The 18,705-nt window shown below is 34.8% G+C and carries 15 protein-coding genes; all 15 read left to right on the top strand.

What is annotated here, in order from left to right:
* Window positions 1-4 precede the first annotated feature (4 nt).
* The 15 genes from argJ (at window position 5) to arfA (ending at window position 18,636) form a co-directional block, all read left to right on the top strand.
* Window positions 5-1,231 carry a bifunctional ornithine acetyltransferase/N-acetylglutamate synthase gene (gene argJ / locus ACFOZ1_RS00750; protein ID WP_390194838.1) on the top strand — a complete coding sequence of 409 codons (1,227 nt, stop codon included), beginning with the start codon at window positions 5-7 and terminating at the stop codon, window positions 1,229-1,231.
* A gap of 14 nt (window positions 1,232-1,245) precedes the next feature.
* Window positions 1,246-2,055, top strand: coding sequence for an acetylglutamate kinase (gene argB / locus ACFOZ1_RS00755; protein WP_390194840.1), 810 nt, complete (start codon window positions 1,246-1,248; stop codon window positions 2,053-2,055).
* The gene (locus ACFOZ1_RS00760; RefSeq protein ID WP_390194842.1) at window positions 2,052-3,227 is read left to right on the top strand and encodes an aspartate aminotransferase family protein; all 1,176 of its coding nucleotides are present in this window, start codon (window positions 2,052-2,054) and stop codon (window positions 3,225-3,227) included. The genes argB and ACFOZ1_RS00760 overlap by 4 nt, the downstream gene beginning before the upstream one ends.
* Before the next feature lie 204 nt (window positions 3,228-3,431).
* Window positions 3,432-4,331: a formyltetrahydrofolate deformylase gene (gene purU, locus ACFOZ1_RS00765; protein WP_390194844.1), complete on the top strand. Its 900-nt coding sequence runs from the start codon at window positions 3,432-3,434 to the stop codon at window positions 4,329-4,331.
* Between the two features lie 333 nt (window positions 4,332-4,664).
* Window positions 4,665-5,405 carry a hypothetical protein gene (locus ACFOZ1_RS00770; protein WP_390194846.1) on the top strand — a complete coding sequence of 247 codons (741 nt, stop codon included), beginning with the start codon at window positions 4,665-4,667 and terminating at the stop codon, window positions 5,403-5,405.
* 226 nt (window positions 5,406-5,631) lie between these two features.
* Window positions 5,632-6,324: an L-ribulose-5-phosphate 4-epimerase gene (gene araD / locus ACFOZ1_RS00775; protein WP_390194848.1), complete on the top strand. Its 693-nt coding sequence runs from the start codon at window positions 5,632-5,634 to the stop codon at window positions 6,322-6,324.
* Between the two features lie 26 nt (window positions 6,325-6,350).
* On the top strand, window positions 6,351-7,835 hold the full coding sequence (araA, locus tag ACFOZ1_RS00780) for an L-arabinose isomerase (RefSeq protein ID WP_390194850.1): 1,485 nt from the start codon (window positions 6,351-6,353) through the stop codon (window positions 7,833-7,835).
* 240 nt (window positions 7,836-8,075) lie between these two features.
* Window positions 8,076-9,188, top strand: coding sequence for a GntR family transcriptional regulator (locus ACFOZ1_RS00785; RefSeq protein ID WP_390194852.1), 1,113 nt, complete (start codon window positions 8,076-8,078; stop codon window positions 9,186-9,188).
* A 250-nt stretch (window positions 9,189-9,438) separates the two neighbouring features.
* The gene (locus ACFOZ1_RS00790; protein WP_390194854.1) at window positions 9,439-10,554 is read left to right on the top strand and encodes a GntR family transcriptional regulator; all 1,116 of its coding nucleotides are present in this window, start codon (window positions 9,439-9,441) and stop codon (window positions 10,552-10,554) included.
* A 482-nt stretch (window positions 10,555-11,036) separates the two neighbouring features.
* The gene (locus ACFOZ1_RS00795; RefSeq protein WP_390194856.1) at window positions 11,037-12,398 is read left to right on the top strand and encodes an ABC transporter substrate-binding protein; all 1,362 of its coding nucleotides are present in this window, start codon (window positions 11,037-11,039) and stop codon (window positions 12,396-12,398) included.
* Between the two features lie 247 nt (window positions 12,399-12,645).
* Window positions 12,646-13,566, top strand: coding sequence for a carbohydrate ABC transporter permease (locus ACFOZ1_RS00800; RefSeq protein ID WP_390194858.1), 921 nt, complete (start codon window positions 12,646-12,648; stop codon window positions 13,564-13,566).
* Window positions 13,567-13,608: 42 nt separating this feature from the next.
* Window positions 13,609-14,451 carry a carbohydrate ABC transporter permease gene (locus tag ACFOZ1_RS00805; protein ID WP_390194859.1) on the top strand — a complete coding sequence of 281 codons (843 nt, stop codon included), beginning with the start codon at window positions 13,609-13,611 and terminating at the stop codon, window positions 14,449-14,451.
* A gap of 66 nt (window positions 14,452-14,517) precedes the next feature.
* On the top strand, window positions 14,518-15,810 hold the full coding sequence (locus ACFOZ1_RS00810; protein ID WP_390194861.1) for an arabinan endo-1,5-alpha-L-arabinosidase: 1,293 nt from the start codon (window positions 14,518-14,520) through the stop codon (window positions 15,808-15,810).
* A 20-nt stretch (window positions 15,811-15,830) separates the two neighbouring features.
* Window positions 15,831-16,457: a YesL family protein gene (locus tag ACFOZ1_RS00815; protein ID WP_390194862.1), complete on the top strand. Its 627-nt coding sequence runs from the start codon at window positions 15,831-15,833 to the stop codon at window positions 16,455-16,457.
* Window positions 16,458-17,115: 658 nt separating this feature from the next.
* Window positions 17,116-18,636 (top strand): arabinosylfuranosidase ArfA, encoded by a 1,521-nt coding sequence (arfA, locus tag ACFOZ1_RS00820; protein ID WP_390194864.1) that lies wholly within the window; start codon window positions 17,116-17,118, stop codon window positions 18,634-18,636.
* The last annotated feature ends 69 nt before the right edge of the window (window positions 18,637-18,705 follow it).

The following is an 18,705-nucleotide window of genomic DNA, read 5'->3' on the forward strand; positions in this document are numbered from 1 at the left end:
GTAAATGCTAACAGAACAACAGGGGAAGTTTTGTATCATAGAGAACGGAAATATTGCAACAGCACAGGGATTTAAAGCTGGCGGATTACATTGTGGTATTAGAAAGCAAAAAATAGATTTCGGTTGGATATATTCAGATACAAAGGCGGCAGCGGCAGGAGTGTATACAACAAATGCCTTTCAAGCAGCGCCATTAAAAGTAACTAAAGAAAGTATTGCAGCAGAGAACAAGTTGCAAGCAATTGTTGTCAATTCAGGTATTGCAAATGCGTGTACTGGACAACAAGGGTTAGAAGATGCATACGATATGCGTAATTCTTTCGCTGAAAAAATGGGAATTGAGCCACATTTAGCAGCAGTTGCCTCGACTGGGTTGATTGGCGAGTTATTACCGATGGAACGCATTCACAAAGGTATTAGCCAACTGCATGAGGAAAAACATCAAGGTGCAGATAAATTTGAGACAGCGATATTAACAACAGATACACACGAAAAAGGGATTGCGATAGAATTAGAAATCGATGATAAAAAAGTAGTTATCGGTGGTGCGGCTAAAGGGTCAGGTATGATTCACCCAAATATGGCGACAATGCTTGGATTTGTTACAACAGATGCCAATATTGAAGCGAGTGAACTTTCTAAAGCATTAAAATCAATCACAAATAAATCTTTTAATATGATCACAGTGGATGGGGACACAAGTACAAATGATATGGTGTTAGTACTAGCAAATGGGAAAGCAATGAATGAATCGTTAACAGAAGCACATAAGGATTGGGATGCATTTTACGAAGGATTACAATTTGTATGTGAGCATTTAGCAAAGGAAATTGCTCGAGACGGTGAAGGAGCAAGTAAATTGGTGGAAGTAACTGTTGATGGTTCTTTTACAGATACATCTGCACAAATTATTGCGAAATCTATTATTTCCTCGAATCTAGTAAAAACAGCAATTCATGGTGCAGACGCTAACTGGGGACGTATTATTACAGCAATTGGCTATAGTGGGGAAGCATTAGACCCGGATAAAGTAAGTATTTATTTAGGGGATGTGCTAGTAGTTGAGAACGGAATCCCTTTAGTGTTCGATGAAGAAAAAGCAAAAAATCATTTATTGCAAGATGAAGTAAAGATACTTGCAAAGCTTGGGGACGGAAATGGCAAAGCAACTGCATGGGGTTGTGACTTATCGTATGAATATGTGAGAATCAATGCATCTTACCGAACATAAGGAGGATGATAGCAATGGAAAATAATTATGTTGTGATTAAATGTGGTGGCAGTGTGTTTGAACAACTGCCGCATTCTTTTTATCAAGATATTGTTACGATACAAGAACAAGGAGAATGGTATCCAATCATTGTTCATGGTGGTGGACCATTAATTTCAAAATTATTAGATCAAACAGGCGTCCAATCAACATTTGTAGATGGGTTACGTGTCACAACAGAAGAAGTGTTAGATGTTGTGGAGATGGCGTTAAGTGGTGCGATGAACAAAGGGATTGTAAGAAATATCGCACAACTTGGTGGGAAGGGCTTAGGGATAAGTGGCGTAGATACTCAATTGTTAACAGCAGAACCAGTCGATCCTACTGGCAAGTTAGGTTATGTTGGAAAGGTAACAGAAGTCAATAAGGACATATTGGAACAAATGGCTTCTCAAGGGTTAATTCCTATAATATCACCAATTGCGATGGATAATTATGGCCAAAGGTACAACGTTAATGCAGATATGGCTGCATCTAGTATTGCGGAAAGCTTACATGCGAAATTGTGCTTTATTAGTGATATTGATGGTATTTATGAAGAAGTAAATGGAGAGAAGCATGTCTTTCATCAGTTAAATGAACAAGAGATTACGACACTAATTGAAAGAAAAGTGATTTCTGGTGGGATGATACCAAAAGTAAATGCTGCGATACAAGCATTAAAGCATCATGTACGTGAAGTCTCTATTGTGAACGGAATGGAACAGAACGGGTTATTGCAGTTTATGCAAGGAAAAATGATTGGTACTAGAATTAACTTAGATAAGGAGGTAAAAAGTATATGACAGAACAAGTAGTGACAACACCAGTAATGGATACATATGCAAGATTTCCGCTAGCAGTTGTGGAAGGAAAAGGTAGTTATGTATGGGATGACAAAGGTACAAAGTATTTAGATTATACATCTGGTATTGCAACATGTAACTTAGGTCACGTACCTTCAGTAGTGGAGAAAAAGGTCCAAGAGCAATTGACTAAATTGTGGCACTGTTCGAATTTGTACCATATTCCAGTCCAAGAACAATTAGCGGAAATACTAGTGCAATATAGTTGCGGTGATCGAGTGTTCTTCTGTAATAGTGGAGCAGAAGCGAACGAAGCAAGTATAAAAATTGCGAAGAAATATGCGAATGATAAGGATGGAGTAGAGCAACCATTAATCATCACATTTAAGAACTCTTTCCACGGAAGAACAATGGCAACATTATCTGCTACAGGACAAGAAAAAATACAAAATGGATTTACACCACTTACGCCTGGTTTTTCTTATCTTCCTTTTAATGATATGGATGCATTAGAGCAACTGAAAAAAATAAAACCAGCAGCTGTTTTATTTGAATTAGTGCAGGGAGAAGGTGGTGTCATACCTGCAGATAAGGAATGGGTACAACAAGTTGCAGCTATTTGTAAAGAGAATGATAGTTTACTAATGGTAGATGAGATTCAAACAGGTATGGGTCGTACAGGTAGCTTATTTTTGTATGAACAATATGATATAGAGCCAGATGTGATCAGTTTAGCTAAAGGATTAGGATCAGGAATACCAATTGGGGCAATCATTGCAAAAGAACATGTTGCAAAATCCTTCTCTCCTGGTACGCATGGCTCCACATTTGGTGGCAATCCGATTGCAACAACAGCAGGATTGGCGACGGTAGAATATTTAACCGAAACTGATATTCTTTTAAAAGCAAAAGAGAATGCGGATTATCTATGGAATCAACTTGAACAACTAGCTACTAGTTCAAAAGTAATAAAACAAGTAAGAGGAAAAGGTCTTTTAATTGGTTTAGAAGTAGAGGGGCAAGCAATTGATTTTGTGAATAAAGCTAGAGAAGATTATCAACTGTTAATTGTTGTTGCTGGACCAAGTGTCGTACGTATACTGCCACCATTAAATACAACAAAAGAAGAAATGAATCAATTTCTACACGTAATGGAACAATTATTTAACTAATATATGCTTTGGAACCGATTCATAATAAGAGATGAATCGGTTTTTAAGTTGATTAAAATCTTTAGAATTACTTGACCATTTGCGTTAAAATGATAAAGTATATAAGGAGACTTATCAAGTGGTTAGCGGCTGTTTACATGTGTATACCATATAACAGACGAGAGCACAGTGATAAAAGAATGAAACTAACAAAGAGGGATTATGATGAAAAATTACATTAAAGAACATATAGATGCATTTCGAGAGGAAAATAAAAACAGAGCTAGATTACTAATTAATTGTCCAGATCAACCAGGAATTGTTGCTGCTATTTCGCAATTTTTAGCTGAACACAATGCGAATATTTTAGAATCCAATCAATATTCTACAAACCCTAAAGGTGGGGAATTTTTTATTCGATTAGAGTTTGAAATGCCTCAACTAAAAGAAAAAATAGCTACTTTAGAAGAAGATTTTAAGGAAATAAAAGAGAAGTTTAATATGAAAGCAACATTTAAATATGTGGATCAAATCAAAAAAGTCGCTGTATTTGTATCCAAAGAGCCACATTGTTTATTAGAGCTACTATGGGAATGGCAAAGCGGAGATTTAATGGCAGATATCAGCTTAGTAGTAAGCAATCATGAGACATCGAGAGAATATGTGGAGTCTTTAGGTATTCCATATTATTATATTCCTGCGAATAAGGATATTAGAAATGAAGTCGAAGAGCAACAGATTAAATTATTAAAAGAACATGATATTGATGTCATTGTTTTAGCAAGATATATGCAAATCTTAACTCCTAATTTTGTGGAAGTATTCAAAAATAAAATTATTAATATTCACCATTCCTTTTTACCTGCATTTATTGGTGCGAAACCATATGAAAGAGCGTATAACCGTGGGGTGAAATTAATTGGTGCCACATCTCATTATGTGACAAATGACTTAGATGAAGGTCCGATTATTGAACAAGATATTAGTCGTGTGGATCACCGTGATAATGCAGAGGTGATGAAGAAAATTGGTCAATCAGTGGAACGTAGCGTATTAGCACGTGCCGTTAAATGGCATTTAGAAGACCGTATTATTGTGTATGGTAATAAAACAATTGTTTTTTAATAAGTAACATCAAAAGAGCCCGATTAGAAACGTTGATGCGTATCAACCTCTACGTTTCTAATCGGGCGTTTTCGCTTTTGTTTCATCCAGCTCAAGTGTCCAGAAACTAGGAGACTTCACGAATCAACGATCAACATAGAAGACTTACCTCATGTGGATACATGAGGTGTAGTCGCACTTGTACTGGTGAGTATAAGTCATCATCGATTCGCAAGCTCACCGTGATTCCTTTATTTCTGTTGATTCGCTCCAGTCTCTACGTTTCTAACGGACGCTTTCGCTTTTGTTTCCATCTAATATACTTCTGCATAGGATATGATGGAGGTGTGAGTGATGTATCATCATAAAGTTCAAACAAACAATAAATATTTTGTGATAGATGGATTAGAGTCATCACATGTAAGAATATATGTAGACTATCAACAAGTGAGACAATGGGAAAGAAATAATGGTGTTATTCTGCTTCCAATCACAACTGAACATGAAGTGGTTACAATCGTACATTTTGAGACAAATTACATTTATCGTGAAGATTATTTGATTCGAAAAAGCAAAACACTAAGAGATAGAGAATTCATGCCAGGGGACATTCTTGTAGCGAGTGATAATGTAAAAGAAGAGTTGTCTGGGTATATGGGGCACTCAGCTATTGTTGTAGATGGGCAATATTTAGTAGAAGCTAGTGGAGGGCATCCTGCTATCTCGAAAGATACGATACAACAATTTTTAACCAAACATCCTATTCATGCTCAATTTCGTCCGAAAAAAGTAACAATTGGTAAAAAAGCAGCAGATTTTGCTAATAATTATCATGAAAAGTACATGGATAATTTGAAGGATGACATAAAGAAACCTGTTTTTTCATTTCAATTAAGTCAAGATTTAGATAATATATGGGAATATATTTATTGTTCTAAATTAGTCTGGGCATGCTATCATTATGGTGCAGATGTGACATTCGAAAATGATCATTTATGGTTTTCGCCAGAAGATCTCCACGAGCAACTAGTAAATCACGAACTGTTTGAGACCGTATACACGCATCCAAATGTCAAATTTTTAATTAATACGTAAATAATATACACACCTAACTTGTAAAAATAAGTTAGGTGTGTATGTGCTTTATATGAAGTTTTAGCTACATATATAGGAGGTTTACTACACTTTTTTTTGTTTTTTGTTCAATTTTTTATAATTTTTTATTTTTTTATTGAATGTACGTACGAATTATATTATTATTAAGTTAATCCATTTTACACATACGTACAAGGGCTATATTAATTAGAAAGGTGATGTATACATGCTTGAATCGTTAAAGCAACAAGTATTAGAAGCGAATCTAGCTTTACCCAAATACGGGCTCGTTACGTTTACTTGGGGCAATGTAAGCGGTTTCGATAAAGAGTCCGGTTTAATGGTTATTAAACCAAGCGGGGTACCATACGAAGAATTAAAAGTAGAAGATTTGGTTGTTTTAGACTTGGATGGGAATATTGTGGAAGGTGATTTGAAGCCATCTTCAGATACACCAACACATCGTTTATTGTATAAGAAGTTCCCGGGTATTGGCGGGATTGTTCATACACATTCGCCATGGGCAACAAGTTGGGCGCAAGCAGGGAGAGGAATTCCTGCACTAGGAACGACACAAGCGGATTACTTTTACGGTGAAGTTCCTTGTACAAGAAGAATGACGAAAGAAGAAGTAAAAGGTGAATACGAATGGGAAACAGGTAATGTAATTGTGGAAGCATTCAAAGAAATCGATCCACTACAAGTCCCTAGTGTACTAGTGCATAGCCATGCACCATTTAATTGGGGGAAAGACCCTCATGAAGCAGTGCACAATGCTGTGGTATTAGAAGAAGTTGCAAAAATGGCACTTCACACATATCAATTAAATCCATCCATTGCACCAATGGATTCATACTTATTAGATAAACATTATTTACGTAAGCATGGTGCAAATGCATATTATGGACAAGATAAATAAAAATGAACCAATAGGAGGTAACACATATGTTAGAAATTAGACCATACAAATTTTGGTTTGTAACAGGAAGCCAGCACCTATACGGTGAAGAAACGTTAAAAGAAGTTGCGGACAACAGTAAAAAAGTAGTAGAAGGATTAAACAACGAAGGAAACCTTCCATTTGAGGTAGAATTTAAAGAAGTATTAACAACATCAAATGACATCCATGCACTAATGTTAAAAGCAAATTCAGATGAAAATTGTGCAGGTATCATTACATGGATGCACACATTCTCACCCGCAAAAATGTGGATTGCTGGTTTAAAAACATTACAAAAACCATTGTTACATCTTCATACACAATATAACCGTGATATTCCATGGGATAGCATTGATATGGACTTTATGAATTTAAATCAAGCTGCACATGGAGATCGTGAATATGGCTTTATCGGTACACGTATGGATGTGTCACGTAAAGTAGTTGTAGGACATTGGCAAGATGAAATAGTTACAGGAAAAATTAGTAGCTGGATGAAAACAGCTGTTGCAGTATCAGAAGGTTCTAACATTCGTGTTGCGCGTTTCGGTGATAATATGCGTAATGTTGCTGTAACAGATGGAGATAAAATAGAAGCACAAATTAAATTCGGCTGGGTTGTTGATTACTATGGTATTGGTGATTTAGTTGAAGAAATGAATACAATTTCTGATGAAGAAGTTGCAAATCTATACAGTGAATACGAAAAATTATATGAACTACCTGCTGAAGCAAGTGAAGCTGGTCATGTACGCGATTCTATTCTATATCAAGCTAAAATCGAGTTAGGATTAAAATCTTTCTTGAAGAAAGGTAACTATACAGCATTTACAACAAACTTTGAAGATCTTCATGGTATGAAGCAATTACCTGGTTTAGCTGCACAACGTTTAATGGCAGAAGGTTATGGCTTTGCAGGAGAAGGTGACTGGAGAACAGCGGCACTAACTCGCTTTATGAAGATTATTGCAGACAATAAAGGTACGTCATTTATGGAAGATTACACATACCACTTAGAGCCAGGTAACGAAATGATTCTAGGATCTCACATGTTAGAAATCTGTCCAACAGTTTCTGCAACAAAACCTAAAATTGTTGTGAACCCATTAGGTATTGGTGGTAAAGAAGATCCAGCACGTTTAGTATTTGACGGTCGTGGTGGAGATGCTGTGAATGCATCATTAATTGAGATGGGTGGTCGTTATCGCCTTGTGATTAATGAAGTGAAAGCAGAACAACCACAAATTGATACACCACACTTACCTGTTGCAAAAGTGTTGTGGAAGCCAGAACCATCATTAAGTGAAGCAACAGAAGCATGGATTTATGCTGGTGGTGCACACCATACAGTGTTCTCGTTTGAAGTGACAACAGAACAATTATATGATTTTGCTAACATGGCAAAAATCGAGTGTGTTGTGATTGATAAAGATATGAATTTACGCCAGTTTAGGAATGAATTAAAATGGAATGAAGCAATTTATCGTTAATAAGGTGAATGCGGAGATCTACGTAATGTAGGTCTCTCTTTCATATATAATAATAGACAAAGCACTTATCGCTTTCTGGCAATAAACCCAAGTTTATCTACATCAAAGAATTTTATTGGTTTATTGTGTCTTTTCATGTAAAATGATAGTAGTCTTATTGTATATAGTATAAAAAAGTGGGGTGTGTGATTTAGTAAGCGCTCTACGATTTCCGAATAGCAATTAATGAGGTGTAAGTAGATGCAAACAAAATATAATATTGTCAAACAAGCGATTAAATCGCAAATATTAGATGGCACATATCAACCTCACCAAAAAATCAGTTCAGAAAGTGAATTGATGAAACAATTTGGTGTTAGTCGCCATACCGTTCGTTTAGCGATAGGTGATTTAGTTAATCAAGGATGGCTTTATCGTGAACAAGGAGCAGGAACTTTCTGTGCAGACAGATCAAAAGAAGAGAATGTAAACCAAATTCGACAGAAAAATATAGCCATAATTACAACGTATATTTCTGATTATATCTTTCCATCAATTATTCGTGGTGCGGAATCGTATTTAAGTCAACGAGGGTACCAAGTTAGTCTTTTCTCAACAAATAATGATCATGATAATGAACGTAAATTTCTTGAAAAAATCCTAACGCAACAATTTGATGGTGTAATTATTGAACCAACAAAGAGCGCGATATCTAATCCAAATATTAATTATTATCTGAATTTAGAACGCCAAAATATACCATATCTTATGATTAATGCATTTTATGATGAATTAGAACCATTCCATATTGTCATGGATGAAGAAAAAGGTGGTCTATTACAGACAGAGCACTTAATTGAACTCGGGCATCGTAATATCGTCGGATTCTTTAAAAATGATGATACACAAGGTACGAAGCGGATGAAAGGATATTTGAAGGCACATCGAAAACACAGTATAGAAATTGCGCCAAATAATATTGTCACATATACAACCGAGGAAAAATCGACGAAACCAATTGAAGTGTTAACAAAGTTATTGGCAGAGAGTCCTGAGAAACGTCCAACAGGAATCGTTTGTTACAATGATGAGTTAGCAATAAAATTATTAGATGTCATTCGTGATGCGGAATTATCCATACCAGAAGATTTATCTATTATAGGATTTGATGATTCCTTTATGGCGGAACTGACAGAAGTGAAATTAACGACAGTGAAACACCCGCAGAGTGAAATGGGAGAATTAGCTGCTAAAGTTATTTTGGATATGGTAAAACAATCTAAAGGAACGAAGAAACAAACAATGACAGAAAAGGATTTAATTCGTTTTGATCCAGAGCTAGTTATACGTAGCTCTACAGGACCAGTTAAATAAGAAGATAGAATGTAAGGGAGACTAGAATAGATTATGTACTTGTTATACATATCTATATGCTAGTCTTTTTGCTCTATAGTGAGACGATAGTGACAAAGACAAATAGTTATTGTAATAAATAATCTTTTTGATATACTAGTAGTACGTACAATAGTGTATGTTTATACAAGGGAATTATTTTTTATATTTTTTGTGTAACCGATAACAATTGGTTGGTTTAATGAATAAACAAAGATTGGGGGAACATCATTTGGAACCAAAATATAAAAAAATAAAACATTCTATTAAATCGAATATTTTAGAAGGAATCATTACCCCACATGAGAAGATAAGTTCAGAGAGTAAATTAATGCAACAATTCAGTGTGAGTAGACATACAGTTCGATTAGCATTAGGCGAATTAGTAAACGAAGGATGGCTTTATCGTGAACAAGGTGCAGGTACATTTTGTGCAGATCGATCATCTCAACAAACTACCTCTCTACCATCTTCTAATAGAAATATTGCAATTGTCACTACATTTATTTCAGAATATATTTTTCCATCCATTATTAGAGGTGCAGAAAGGTATTTAAGTAGAAAAGGATATAATGTAAGCATCTTCAACACGAATAATGAGTATGAGCAAGAAAAACAAATTCTAAATCAAATATTGACAGGTAATTATGCTGGAGTAATTATTGAACCTACGCACAGTGCATCATCTAGTCCGAATTTAAAATTTTATTTAAACTTAGAAAAAGAGAAGATTCCATATGTGATGATTAATGCAAAATATGATGAGTTAGAGCCAGTGAGTTTTACAATGGATGATGTATTAGGTGGTTACTTACAAACAAAGCATGTAATGGACTTGGGTCATACTAATATTGCATGTATATATAAAACAGATGATGCACAAGGTCAAAATAGACTAAAAGGGTTTATTAAGGCGCATCGCGAAAGTATTACAACATTAAACCCCAAGAATATCATTACATATGAATCAGAGAATGAATTTATCAAACCGTTACAAGGATTAAAGGAATTGTTGGATTTGAAAATCGATAGACCTACAGCAGTTGTCTGTTATAATGACCAACTTGTATTACGGTTGTTCGACTATTTTCGTAATGCGAGTATAAGAGTTCCTGAAGATATTTCTATTGTTGGGTATGATGATTCTATGTATTCAGAAATAACAGAAATCAAACTAACTTCTGTGATTCACCCTAAAAGTGAGCTAGGATATGATGCAGCAGTGGCTATTATTGAAATGATTGAAAAACCAGGAGCTAGACAAATTAATCAATTATCTAAGTTATATACGCCAGAATTGAAAATAAGGCAATCAACACAATTGTTGGAGAATGATATGGCAATTTAATAATGTATAATTACAAAAAAGCATCGAATGGTTAACCGATTTGGTGCTTTTTTTTTTTTGGCAAAATGTAACCTAATAAACAAATATAAAAGAAAGAGGAGAAAGTAGTTAATTATATGAATATTTCTAAATGATATAAGTATTGGATTAAGTGAGCTTGCTAAAAAACTAACGTACAAGTTATATTTAATAGAAGGCTGTTTGTGTAATAGTCAATGTTGAAACATTGATTATACTGTCGATTCTCGTAATAATTACAGCTATGTATCCGAAAAAATAACATAATTCTATTAATTTAGATAAAAAGAACTAAAAAATTAATACATATTCTCTTGACATGTACGAACAACTATAATATATTATTAATTGTAAGGTTGTTCGATAAGTTGAAAGCGTTACATATAAATATAAAAACGCTTTCTGAATATACGAAGAACTTTTACACATACTAATAAAAATTAAAAAATGGGGGTTAGAAAATTATGAGAAAATCCTATGCAATGATAGCGATGTTACTTCTATCTGTACTGCTTGTATTAAGCGCATGTGCAGGTGGCGACTCAAAAGATAGCGATGGCGGTGAAGCATCTGAAGACGGTACAAAAAAATTAACATTTATGTTTAGAGGTGGAACAGAAGAAGAGAAAGCGTATCAAAAAGCAATCGACGCTTTTGAAGAGAAAAACCCTGGAGTAGAAGTAGAAATGATCGTAACTGCAGCAGACCAATATGCAACAAAATTAAAAGCTGCGATTACTGGTAACCAAGTACCGGATGTATTTTATGTTGCACCTGGTGAAGTAAGATCATATGTACACAGTAACATATTATTAGATTTAACAGAGTATGTAGAAAGTAATGAAAATATCAATCTAGATAACATTTGGCAATATGGTGTAGATAGCTATCGTTTTGATGGTGAAACACAAGGAACTGGTTCTATCTATGCAATGCCGAAAGACGTTGGTCCATTCTCATTAGGTTACAACAAAACAATGTTTGAAAAAGCTGGTTTGGAGTTGCCTGACAAAGATGAGCCAATGACATGGGATAAATTTATTGAAGTAAACCAAGAGTTAACGAAAGATACAGATGGCGATGGTGAAATTGACCAATATGGTACAGGATTTAATATAAACTGGGTATTACAATCATTTGTATGGAGTAATGGTGGCGATTTCTTAGATGAAACACAAACAAAAGTAACAGTAGATACACCAGAATTCGCAGAAGCATTACAATGGTTTGCAGATCACCAAAACGTGTATGAAATTACACCATCTATTGAAGATGCGCAAACATTAGATACGTACCAACGTTGGATGCAAGGTCAATTGGCATTCTTCCCTGTAGCACCATGGGATTTAGCTACATTTGATACAGAGTTAGATTTTGAATATGATGTAATTCCTTACCCTGCTGGAAAAACAGGCGAATCTGCCACTTGGATTGGAACATTAGGTATTGCAGTAGCACAAGCAACTGAATATCCAGATTTAGCAACAGAATTAGTGTATTACTTAACTGCATCTGAAGAAGGACAACAAGCACTTGTAGATGCACGTATCCAAATTCCTAACTTGAAAGACATGGCACAAGAATGGGCGGCAGATGATTCATCTATGCCAGCAAACAAAGAAGAATATCTTCAAATTGTAGAAGATTATGGTCGTGCATTACCAGCAAACAACACATATAATGCAGAATGGTATGATTACTTCTTTACAAATGTACAACCAGTGCTTGATGGTAAGAAGACAGCTGCTGAATATGTAAAAGAAGTTCAACCGAAAATGCAAGAATATCTTGATAATGCTATTGAATTAGAAAATCAATCAAAATAAGTAGGGATTAGTTACATTAAGTTGAATAGGGAGGTATTACCTGTCATTTATAATGAATGGTATTATCTTCCTTTCCCATTCAAAAGAAATAAGTCCATGTTCGAAATAGAAATAATGAGTGGTATTTACATGGCTTTAAGCAAATCTTTTCTTCGTTATTTATCAACATGAAGGAAGGTTTGCTTAATTCCAAGTAAAAATATTACCAATTAATCATTGGTTATGAAAGAATTTGAGGTGAATATCCATGTCAGTGTCAAAAACAACATCCGTACAAAAACCAAGAAAATCTAGACTATATCGTCAAGAATCGATAGCAGCATTTATTTTCATTTTAGCACCATTAGTCGGTTATTTAATTTTCACTTTATATCCATTCTTCTTCTCCATTTATGCATCATTTACGAATTGGAATGGATTAGGGACAATGAACTTTGTCGGTATTGATAACTATGTAAAGTTATTATCTGATGATTATTTTAGAAAAGCTTTATTTAATACATTCTTTATGATGCTAGGTATTCCAATTGGTCTATTCCTATCCTTAATACTAGCAATGGGACTTAACCGGGGGATTCCTGGTACAACGACATTCCGAGTGATTTATTACATTCCTGTAGTATCATCATTAGCAGCAATCTCTGTGTTGTGGCAATGGGCTTATAATGGAGATTATGGTTTAGTGAATCAGTTCTTATCATTAATCGGAATTGATGGTCCAAACTGGTTGCAAAATACAGCTACAGTTAAACCAGCCTTAATTATTATGACTGTTTGGAAAGGTTTAGGGTATTCCATGCTTCTTTACTTAGCTGCATTACAAAGTGTACCGAAAATGTACTACGAAGCAGCAGATCTTGATGGGGCGAATAGTTTCCAACAATTTCTTCATATTACTTGGCCAATGGTAAAACCGGTAACTTTTTTCTTAGTTATTACAAATATCATTGGTGGTGCGCAAATGTTTACAGAAATTAACATTATGACACCGACAGGTGGACCAGAATATAGTGCGGCAACAGTAGTATTCTATATTTGGAAAAAAGCATTTGATAACTTACAAATGGGTTATGCATCTACACTATCCGTAGTATTAGGTATTATCATTTTTATCGTCACATTGATTCAGTTTAAACTAAATGACAGATCATCATTTGAAATCGATTAATAGATTTACAATAGTCTTAAAAGATAAGTTGAGGTGAGAACATTGTCACAAGTAAAAAGAAAAAAAGTAGCTGACAGTTTAATATTTGTAGCATTATCCGCTGGTGCTGTATTTATGATTGCACCATTGTTATGGATGTTATCTACATCTGTAAAACAAAAGTCAGATGTATTTGCATTGCCACCAGTGTGGATTCCAAGCGAGTTCGACTTTTCGAAATATCTGGAGATTTGGCAAGCAGGTCCGTTACTATCAGGTATTCAGAATAGTTTAATCATATCTTTATCTGTAACAATTGTTGGTTCATTTACGTCTAGTTTAGCGGCATTTGCTTTTGCTAAATTACGTCTTAAAAACAAAAATGCAATCTTCTTGTTGTTATTATCAGCAATGATGATTCCATATCCAAGTTTAATGATTCCTCAATTCTCTATGTTTGCAAGTGCTGGATGGGTAGATACATTATTGCCACTAATTATCCCGCCTATATTTGGAAATATTGTTATGGTCTTTTTCTTAAGACAGTACTTGATTAATGTTCCTAATGCAGTAATTGAAGCAGCAAAAATTGATGGAACGTCATTCTTTGGTATTTTCTACCGAATTATTGTACCGTTAATCAAACCAGCAATAGCAGCACAATTTATTTTATGGTTTATGGCAGTATGGAATGATTACTTAGCACCGATTATTTACTTGAATTCACCAGAGAAATTAACGATTCAATTAGTAATTGCTAACTTTAATGCGACATATGCCATTCAAACAGATTATCCATTAATTATGGCGGCATCGATTATCGCATTATTACCGATGTTGATTATTTTCCTTATTTTCCAAAAACAAATTATCGAATCAATCGCCATTTCAGGTGTTAAAGGTTAAAGAAATATACTCTACTGTCATTTTGATAGTAGAGTATTCTTATAATGAGAGATATGAGGTGACAAAATGATAAATTCAATACAATTACCTAAAGATAAATTATATGACGAGACTGTGATACATGATGATTCAAAATGGACGACGAATAATGCACATGATCCTGCAATTATTAAGGATGGAGATTGGTATTATGTCTTTTCTACAGATGCACAGAATGGTGGAGAATTCAAAGCAGGTATCCAGATTAGAAAATCTCAAGATTTAATTAATTGGACATTTGTTGGACGAGCATTTGCAGAAGGTGTACCAGAAACAGCCAAAAAATGGACAGGTGCAAATGGATTGTGGGCTCCAGAGGTAGTGAATTATGGTGATACGTATTATATGTACTATGCTGCAAGTCAATTCGGTAAAACACAATCGTTTATTGGTGTTGCAACGAGTGATACAATAGAAGGTCCATATACAGATTTAGGTGAAGTGTATAAATCTGTTGAAGGAACGGATGGACCTAATGCAATTGATCCTAATATTACGTTTGATCGCGATGGGAAACCATGGATGGTATATGGTTCATTCTTTGGAGGATTATATGTTGCAGAAATCAATCCATCTACAGGAAAGTTTGTCAAAGAAGGAAGAGGAACATTACTTGCTAAACGTAATAGAAGTGTAGATCGAGCATTAGAAGGACCGTATATTGTGTATCATCCAACATTTGATTATTATTATTTATTTGTTTCCTATGATTCGTTGTTCTCTAATTATAATATTAGGGTTGCAAGATCGAAGAATATTGAAGGTCCGTATGTAGACTTTAATGGGAATGTCATGACAGATTTAGAAAAAGATCAGTATACAATTGGTATGAAGGTACTTGGTGGGTATCGTTTTGAAGGGCATGATGGTTGGGTTGCACCAGGTCATAACTCTATATTGACAGATGAAGATACTTATTATGTCTGTCATCATATTCGAGCGCCAAAAGACAAGAGGTGGCATTATTTACATATTCGCAAAATTAGTTGGACAAGAGATGGCTGGCCATTAGTATCTCCCCAAAGATATGCTGGAGAAACAGATGAGCAGGTGAATATAGGTAGGTTGATTGGAAAATGGGAATGGATTGTTGTTGATCAGCATAATGACGGACAAGATATTGCTACTGTGGTAGAATTAACTGAGAAATCTTGGTCTTCTTTATCCGAAAATTGTTACAATGTGTCTGTACAAGATACGCTATTTAATGGTGTAGTAAGTAATGGATGGGACTGGGAGAATTGGAATGAAACCATTGTATATATGGGTAAAGATTCACAAGGAAATGTAGCAATCGCTAAGAAAATTGACAACAAGTAATGAAAAGGAGTTTTTGGACAATGGAGACGGGCTGGGCAGGTAACATCATGCAAATGTTAGACAAATTAGTGAAATTGGTATGGATGAATTGTTTGTGGGTATTTTTCACTTTGTTAGGTGGAATTATACTCGGACTTATGCCCGCAACTGCTGCTGTCAGTTCTTTAGTTCGTAAAATGATCAAAAATGAAGAAGTAGAGTCTGTATTTCGTGAATTTTGGACGTTATATAAAAACAATTTTAAATCAAGCAACATAATAGGGATATTCTTTTGGATAGCTGTCCTATTTATCTACATTGATTTTAATTTTTTAATTACTACATCTAATATGGTAGGAACGGTGCTACTAATAGGTGTTTCAATGTTATTTTTTATTCTTACTGGTTTATTACTACATTTCTTTCCGATTTACTCAAGATTTGAGATGAAAAAAAGTGAATATTTAAAATTAGCTTTTGTTATGACAATGACAAAGCCGATTACAACAATATTAATGGTGCTATGGTTATTTGTTGTTGGTATTTTGTGTATAGAATTTACTGTACTAATTCCACTACTATTCATTGTATTAGTCATTTTAGGTATTAATTGGTTAAGTATTGTACAAATAGAGAAGAAGGATGACCAGTTGTTGAAAAATAACTAAAGTTATTAGAAAATCAATTAGTGGAGAAAAGAAAAAATGAGCTTGGAACAAAGTATTTCTTTAACTTGAAAAATCCAAATGATTCGGTGGCTATTTACCGAATTGTTTGGATTTTGTGCGTATTAGATAGGGAATTTCATATATAACTCTATTTGATGACTTTGCAAGTTTATATGTGCTTTGTAACCGCTCCAGCTTGTCCGTTTCCCTTTCCGTGGATTTTTCCCCTAAGCTAACTTTTTTAGCAAAGAACGCCAAAAAAAGTAGGTCTTAGGGATAAATATACCGTAGTAGTGGAAACGGGAGTGGGTAAGCTGGAGCGGGGTATACGTCCACAATTCATCTCTTAATTACTCATTAGAGTTGTTCCCTATCATCTTTTATAGCGAAACAATACAAATAACATCGTTCGTGTTTTGTGTTAAGAAAAAATATCTATGTTTCTTTTCTATTAATAGTATTAAATTTAAGCTGAAAGTCTTGACTATTCTCCATCTGTTTTGTAATCTAAATATACGTACATCCACTTCAATTATATGTGTATATATAAAAATGTACGTTCAACTGAAAGCGAATTATTATTTTTTTGTTTTGTATGGAAGCGTTTAAATCTGTATGAATTACAAATGATGAGGAATCAGAGGAGAGGATGAATCAAATGGCAAACGAATCAGTAAAAGCAAAAATGGTCATCGACAAGGAATTCCAAATTTCAGAAATTGACGCAAGAATATATGGTTCATTTATTGAACATTTAGGACGAGCTGTATATGGTGGGATTTATGAACCAGAACACCCAACAGCGGATAATCACGGTTTTAGACAAGATGTCATTGATCTTGTAAAAGAATTACAAGTTCCAATCGTACGATATCCAGGCGGAAACATGGTATCTGCATATAATTGGGAAGATGGTGTTGGTCCAAAAGAAAGCCGTCCGAAACGATTAGAATTAGCTTGGCGAGTGACGGAAACGAACCAAGTAGGTACAAATGAATTTGTTGATTGGGCTAAGAAGGTTGGAACAGATGTGATGATGGCTGTGAACCTTGGAACTAGAGGTGTAGATGCTGCGCGTAATTTACTAGAATACTGTAATCATCCTGGTGGCACGTATTGGAGTGATTTACGTAAATCACATGGATATGAAGACCCTCACAATATTAAAGTATGGTGTTTAGGAAATGAAATGGATGGACCATGGCAATTAGGACAAAAAACTGCATATGAATATGGTAGACTTGCTGCTGAGACTGGTAAAGCAATGCGTTTAGTTGATCCTTCTATTGAACTTGTTACTTGTGGAAGCTCGAGTTCCGCAATGCCAACATTTCCACAGTGGGAAGCAGATACATTAGAACACACATATGAAGTGGCTGATTACATTTCTCTACACCAATATTATGGAAATAGAAGTGGCGATACAGCTAACTTCCTAGCAAAATCAATGGACATGGAGAATTTCATCCAAACAGTTATCTCAACATGCGACTATATTAAAGCGAAGAAGCGTAGTAAGAAAAATATGTACTTGAGCTTTGATGAATGGAATGTATGGTTCCACTCCAATGATCAGGATAAAGAAATTGAACCATGGACGGTTGCACCTCCACAATTAGAGGATGTCTATACATTTGAAGATGCATTACTAGTAGGAAGTATGCTAAATACAATGCTTCGTCACTCAGATCGAGTAAAAGTTGCATGTATGGCACAACTTGTTAACGTAATTGCACCAATCATGACAGAGAATGGTGGAGCTGCATGGAAACAAACGATTTTCTATCCGTATTATTATACTTCTGTATATGGACGTGGAGTAGCACTGAACCCAGTAGTAAGTTCACCAAAATATGATAGTAAAGATTTCACAGATGTGCCATATCTTGATCCGTCTGTTGTCTTTAATGAAGAAAAAGGTGAAGTGGTAATTTTTGCGACAAATCGTCACTTAAAACAAGATTTAGAAGTGGATATTGATATTCGTTCATTTGAAGGATACGATGTAGTGGAACATGTCGTATTAGAAAATGAAGATGCAAAAGCTGTGAATTTAGCTGGCCAAGAAAATGTGAAACCTCATAGTAATGGTAAATCATATGTAGATAATGGCAAGCTTGTAGGTATCTTCCCTAAATTCTCTTGGAACATGGTTCGTCTACAAAAAAGAGGCGAGTAATAAGGAACAGAGATTACTAGGCATAGATTAAATATTTTACAATGTAATAGAATGATTGAAAAATAAGAG

This window comes from Gracilibacillus marinus (genome assembly GCF_042651725.1).
GTDB lineage: Bacteria > Bacillota > Bacilli > Bacillales > Amphibacillaceae > Gracilibacillus > Gracilibacillus marinus.